Below are 5,750 nucleotides of genomic sequence, written 5' to 3' on the forward strand. Positions count from 1 at the left end.
GGTGATACCACGAGCCTTCTCTTCTGGCGCGTTGTCGATCTGGTCGAAAGCACGTGCAGAACCACCGTAGGTTTTAGCCAGAACGGTAGTGATTGCAGCAGTCAGGGTAGTTTTGCCGTGGTCAACGTGGCCGATAGTACCGACGTTAACGTGCGGTTTTGAACGTTCAAATTTTTCTTTAGACATCGATTGTCCCTCTAAGACACGGATAAATCGGTGGTATCACCACATCAACCAAGCATTTGCTTGTTGAATTCAGGAAACAGAAAGAAAATCAGGGGGCGAGAAATTAAGAAGTGGTGCTGATAGGCAGATTCGAACTGCCGACCTCACCCTTACCAAGGGTGCGCTCTACCAACTGAGCTATATCAGCACATCTTGGAGCGGGCAGTGGGAATCGAACCCACATCATCAGCTTGGAAGGCTGAGGTAATAGCCATTATACGATGCCCGCATCCTGGAACTCGGCTACCTGACTTTTCTGTAGACTTTAAAGGCGGAGAGAAGGATTGTTCGTCGCTTAACTCTTCACCCTTCGTGCCAGCAACTTCCGTTACGCGGCGCGAACTGTTTGAAGGTTTTCACCTTCCCCGACCGGCGCTTGATTCAGCATTACCGCTCGGTGTGACCCAGTGCCTCGGGTCTAATATGGTGGTGGGGGAAGGATTCGAACCTTCGAAGTCTGTGACGGCAGATTTACAGTCTGCTCCCTTTGGCCGCTCGGGAACCCCACCAGATTTTAACTACTTTATACTTGAATGGTGCCGGCTACCGGAATCGAACTGGTGACCTACTGATTACAAGTCAGTTGCTCTACCTACTGAGCTAAGCCGGCATCAAGTGCAGCGCATTCTAGGTAGAGCTGACGGGCTATGCAACAAAAAAATTGCGATCTAAGCCCTATCGCTCATAAATCAGTCGATTTCTGCATCCGGCTCGCAATTTTTTACCGTTGAGGCGCAAAATTTCATCAATTATGGGCATTAATCTAAACTATTTTAGACCTACCCTACTGATGCTTTCCCTGCACTTTGTCGTATCGCTCAATCAAGGATAGCCTATCGGTTGAAAGCGGCTATCGGGGTAGTGCACCACAAAGAGGACGGTGCTCTCCGATGGTGCCGATATACCGCTTCCGTCCCTGGACTAACGGCCCCCGCACAGGTTAGCCGCATTGGCGCGCTTATTGCTTATCTTCATTATCCCTAATTGCAAGGAGGTATGACCGATGAAAATTGTCCTGATCAATGCGGCAACGCTTCCCATTTACCGCGCCGAGCTGGCGCAGTTGCTCACCGATGCGGTCACTCACGGGGCTTCAGTCGGTTACGACACGCAAATTCCCCACGAAGATGCCGAGAGCTACTTCCATAGCCTACGCCCTGCTTTGGCCAAAGGAGAGTTGCTATTGTGGATTGCCAGAGATGAAAGCGGCGTCATTGGCACCGTCCAACTAGCCCTGTGTCAAAAGCCGAACGGCCGAAACCGGGCCGAAGTACAAAAACTGCTGGTGCACAGCCGCGCCCGCCGCAATGGCGTTGGCCAGGCGTTGATGAAAGCGCTGGAAAAAATGGCGCTTGAGATCCGCCGTGGCCTGCTTTATCTGGACACCCAGGCCGGTTCCGCAGCCGAAGGACTGTATCGCTCGTTGGGCTATCGTTGCCTCGGAGAGATACCCGATTACGCCGCGGCTCCCGACGGGTATTACCATCCTACGGCGATTTACTACAAGCGGCTGTTTGCCGTTCAGCAACCCTCTCGCGCCGCCGCTAGTTGACCTGAAAACGGTATCATTGCCCAGTGATACCGCCTTGCAACAGGGCCTTTCTCAATTGCGTGCCTGTTCGCACTATTGGTAAAAACTGCCACTAATCGACCACAATTGCGAAAAAAGTCTACGCCTAAAAGCCAGCTGTCTATAATATGCAGTTTGATTATTATCTGGAGTTGGCGTCCAGCGCCTTTCCCAACCTGCGTTAACAGGCAGAATTTGGCTTATGATAAAAAGAGATCAATCTTTAGCGACGCCTTACCTTCAGTTCGATCGCAGCCAGTGGGCCGCCTTACGGGATTCGGTGCCGCTGACGCTGTCAGAAGAAGAGATTGTTAAACTCAAAGGGATTAACGAAGATCTCTCCTTGGAAGAAGTCGCGCAGATCTACTTGCCGCTCTCACGGTTACTGAACTTCTATATCAGTTCGAACCTGCGTCGCCAGGCAGTTCTGGAGCAATTCCTTGGCACAGATGGCCAGCGCATTCCTTATGTGATCGGCATTGCTGGCAGCGTAGCCGTAGGTAAAAGTACCACGGCGCGTTTATTGCAGGCATTGTTGAGCCGCTGGCCGGAACATCGTAGCGTGGAGCTGATCACCACAGACGGTTTTCTGCACCCGAACAAGGTGCTGAACGAGCGCGGCCTGATGAAGAAGAAAGGGTTCCCGCAATCCTACGATATGCATAGCCTGGTGAAATTCGTTTCGGAAGTTAAATCCGGTGCCAAACGTGTTACTGCACCGGTTTATTCTCACCTGATCTATGACGTCGTTCCTGAAGGCAATAAAGTTATCGAACAGCCTGATATTCTGATCCTGGAAGGATTGAATGTTTTGCAAAGCGGGATGGACTATCCACACGATCCTCACCGTGTATTTGTCTCCGACTTTGTTGATTTCTCAATCTATGTCGATGCCCCTGGCGATCTATTGCAAAGCTGGTATATCAACCGCTTCCTGAAATTCCGTCAGGGTGCGTTCTCTAACCCAGACTCCTATTTCCATAGCTATGCGCAGTTGCCGGAAACGGAGGCGATCAACATCGCTACTCAGCTGTGGAATGAGATTAACGGATTGAATTTACAGCAAAATATCTTGCCAACTCGCGAGAGAGCCAGCTTGATTATGACTAAGAGTGCCAATCACGCTGTGGAAAGTGTACGGTTACGGAAATAATCGATAACGTAAGAGAGGCCAATGGCCTCTCTTATTTTAGCTTATTCAGCACGACGCAAAGATATTTCACCACCAATAAAGGGTTTTATTACTCCTTCCTGCTCAAGCAGCAATGCACCCTGCTGATCAATACCGCGAGCAATACCGAAAATCTGTTGTTCACCGATTAATAGCTTAACCGGACGATCGATAAAGTTATCTAATTTACGCCAACGTGAAATAAAGGGTGCTAACCCGTCTATTTCAAATTGCCGTAATGAATTCCGTAGCTCATTAAGTAATTTGGCGGCCAATTCATTGCGATCGATAGTGATCCCGGCTTCCTGTAGGTTGATCCAGCGCTGATCAATCTGACTGGCGTTGGTTTCGCGCATCGCCATGTTGATACCCGCTCCCAGCACCAACTGGGCTGCATCCCCGGTTTTACCGGTCAGCTCAACCAGAATACCGGCCAACTTGCGATCGTTAAGGTATAAATCATTGGGCCATTTCACACGGACCTGTTCTGCACCGAGACGCTGCAACACTTCCGCCATCACGATGCCAATAACCAGGCTCAACCCCATCGCGGCCGCTGGCCCTTGTTCAAGACGCCAGAACATGGATAAGTAAAGGTTGGCACCGAAGGGTGAAATCCACTGCCGACCTCGTCGACCACGTCCTGCCTGCTGATACTCGGCAATACAGGCATCACCGGAAGCAAGTTCTGCAAGCCTGTCCAACAGATACTGGTTGGTTGAATCAACGACGGGCAACACCGTGACCCGCTTGTCTTCCAGTAAACCAAGAATACGCTCAGCATCCAGCAAATTGATCGCCGCAGGTAGGCTATAGCCTTTCCCCGGAACCGTGAACACATCCAACCCCCACTCCCGGATGGTCTGAATATGCTTGTTAATCGCTGCGCGGCTCATGCCCAATGACTCACCTAAATGTTCGCCAGAGTGGAACTCGCCGTCCGCCAGTAGGGAGATGATCTTCAGTGGTACTGTGGTGTCTCTCATGAAATGACCTCTACGGCATCCAGCTCACCAGTGGCCCCTATAAAACGTACCTCCGGTTCTAACCAGACATCGAATTTCGACGCTACCGTATTGCGCACGTGCCTGGCCAGTGCCACAACATCCTGGCTGCTGGCATTATCGGCATTTACCAATACCAAGGCCTGCTGACGGTGTACCGCTGCGCCACCGATCTGATGCCCCTTGAGTGAACACTGATCGATCAACCAACCGGCAGCCAACTTTTCTTGTCCGTCCGGCTGCGGATAATGTGGCATAGCATGATATTGGGCTAATAACGTTTTAGCGGCTTCCCCGCTCACCAGTGGGTTTTTAAAGAAGCTGCCTGCATTGCCGGTAATACGTGGATCCGGTAGCTTGCTGCGCCGCATGGCGCATACCGCATCAAATACCTGCTGCGGCGTTACCGTCTTGGGATCCAGCTTGGTAAGGTCGCCGTAGTTCAGCAATGGGCTCCACCGTTTGCTAAGCCGTAAACCAACGCCCACAATCACGAAGCCTTGCTTAAGCTCATGCTTAAAAACGCTTTCCCGGTAACCAAACTGGCAGCGTTCAGGATCCATACGATCGATTTCACCCGTAGTCAGGTTTAGCAGGTCGACATACTCACAGACCTGTTTGAGCTCAATGCCGTACGCCCCGATATTCTGGATCGGGGCCGAACCGACCAAACCTGGGATCAATGCCAGATTTTCCAGCCCGGGGATACCACGCTCGAGCATCTGGCTAACCAGATGGTGCCAATTCTCTCCGGCGCTGACATGCAGATGCCAGGCGTCCTGCTCTTCCCTGACCGTGATGCCTTTTAACTGGTTAATCATGACCGTACCGGCAAAATCCTCCAGGAACAGCACGTTGCTCCCTTCACCGAGTACCAGCAGTGGCTCTTGGCGCTTTTGCGCTTGCTGCCAGGCTTTAATCATCATTTCAATTTCTTCAGCAATGACTAAATGCGCTGCGTTGACCGGGAGCGCAAAAGTATTGTGATGTTTTAAAGACGCGCTTTCAGTAGACATGATTTAAATACTCTGACGGAACAAATTATCATCTAGTCTACTCGATCCACCGCGCATGGCTATTATTTGTTTTTATTCACTTGTAATTTCTTGTTAGCTAATAACCGCCAGCTTCATAGGCTATTAAAAATATCCCTGTAAATCATGACAATATGATAATTACATTATCTCGACTCTTGCAGAAGTCTGAGTTATATAAAATCTATCAGCATTAATGATATGTATGAATTAGCCAGGCGGGTTTGGAACTAAAAATTTCATGAATATTTCCAGGTGGGAACCTGGTTATATTTAATCATTTACCAATGAGGAGATAATTCGGGATAGCCGAGTAATGTCCCCTCACCCTAACCCTCTCCCCCAGGAGAGGGAACCGATCGAGCTCACTGATATTCCTGCGTCATACCCCATCCTTAAGCTTACTCATCACTGCCGAAGTGGTATGGCTAATCAAAGGTTCCCACTTCCCGAAGCAGTACGGGCTCATCCACGATGCCGGACGGCTCCCTCTCCCCTACACAAGTATTCAGGGTGCTCCCGGTCGTTGCATTGGGAGAGGGCTGGGGTGAGGGGTAATTTTCTGTTTTTAACCCATAGCAAAAATCCCCATGCTTTCGCATGAGGCTTTCTACTTATTTGATGCCTGGCAGTGTCCTACTCTCGCATGGGGAGACCCCACACTACCATCGGCGCTACGGCGTTTCACTTCTGAGTTCGGCATGGGGTCAGGTGGGACCACCGCGCTATTGCCGCCAGGCAAATTC

The 5,750-nt window shown here is 50.5% G+C and carries 5 protein-coding genes, 4 tRNA genes and 1 rRNA gene; 2 read left to right on the forward strand and 8 right to left on the reverse strand.

The genetic code is table 11. From position 1 onward, the window contains the following. From A6U95_RS23310 to A6U95_RS23330, 5 genes are all read right to left on the reverse strand, one after another. A partial coding sequence (locus A6U95_RS23310) for a GTP-binding protein (protein WP_037376754.1) occupies positions 1 to 186 on the reverse strand: 186 nt, incomplete at its 3' end. Between the two features lie 111 nt (positions 187 to 297). Then, positions 298 to 373 (reverse strand) — tRNA-Thr (locus A6U95_RS23315). A 6-nt stretch (positions 374 to 379) separates the two neighbouring features. Next, a tRNA-Gly gene (locus tag A6U95_RS23320) sits at positions 380 to 454 on the reverse strand. 195 nt (positions 455 to 649) lie between these two features. Continuing rightward, positions 650 to 734 (reverse strand) — tRNA-Tyr (locus A6U95_RS23325). A gap of 25 nt (positions 735 to 759) precedes the next feature. Then, positions 760 to 835: transfer RNA gene (locus A6U95_RS23330), tRNA-Thr, on the reverse strand. Between the two features lie 393 nt (positions 836 to 1,228). On the opposite strand from A6U95_RS23330, the gene A6U95_RS23335 reads away from it, so the two are divergent. Both A6U95_RS23335 and coaA read left to right on the forward strand, forming a co-directional pair. Further along, on the forward strand, positions 1,229 to 1,777 hold the full coding sequence (locus A6U95_RS23335; RefSeq protein ID WP_065686234.1) for a GNAT family N-acetyltransferase: 549 nt from the start codon (positions 1,229 to 1,231) through the stop codon (positions 1,775 to 1,777). Between the two features lie 220 nt (positions 1,778 to 1,997). Then, the gene (gene coaA, locus A6U95_RS23340) at positions 1,998 to 2,948 is read left to right on the forward strand and encodes a type I pantothenate kinase (protein WP_021808140.1); all 951 of its coding nucleotides are present in this window, start codon (positions 1,998 to 2,000) and stop codon (positions 2,946 to 2,948) included. A 41-nt stretch (positions 2,949 to 2,989) separates the two neighbouring features. On the opposite strand, the gene birA is transcribed toward coaA, so the two are convergent. From birA to rrf, 3 genes are all read right to left on the reverse strand, one after another. After that, positions 2,990 to 3,952 (reverse strand): bifunctional biotin--[acetyl-CoA-carboxylase] ligase/biotin operon repressor BirA, encoded by a 963-nt coding sequence (birA, locus tag A6U95_RS23345; RefSeq protein ID WP_065686235.1) that lies wholly within the window; start codon positions 3,950 to 3,952, stop codon positions 2,990 to 2,992. Continuing rightward, a complete protein-coding gene (gene murB / locus A6U95_RS23350; RefSeq protein ID WP_065686236.1) occupies positions 3,949 to 4,986 on the reverse strand; it encodes a UDP-N-acetylmuramate dehydrogenase in 1,038 nt (345 codons plus the stop codon). The genes birA and murB overlap by 4 nt, the downstream gene beginning before the upstream one ends. 641 nt (positions 4,987 to 5,627) lie before the next feature. Beyond that, positions 5,628 to 5,743 (reverse strand): 5S ribosomal RNA (gene rrf, locus A6U95_RS23355). Positions 5,744 to 5,750 lie beyond the last annotated feature (7 nt).

This window comes from Serratia sp. 14-2641, from assembly GCF_001692375.1.
Lineage (GTDB): Bacteria > Pseudomonadota > Gammaproteobacteria > Enterobacterales > Enterobacteriaceae > Chania > Chania fonticola_C.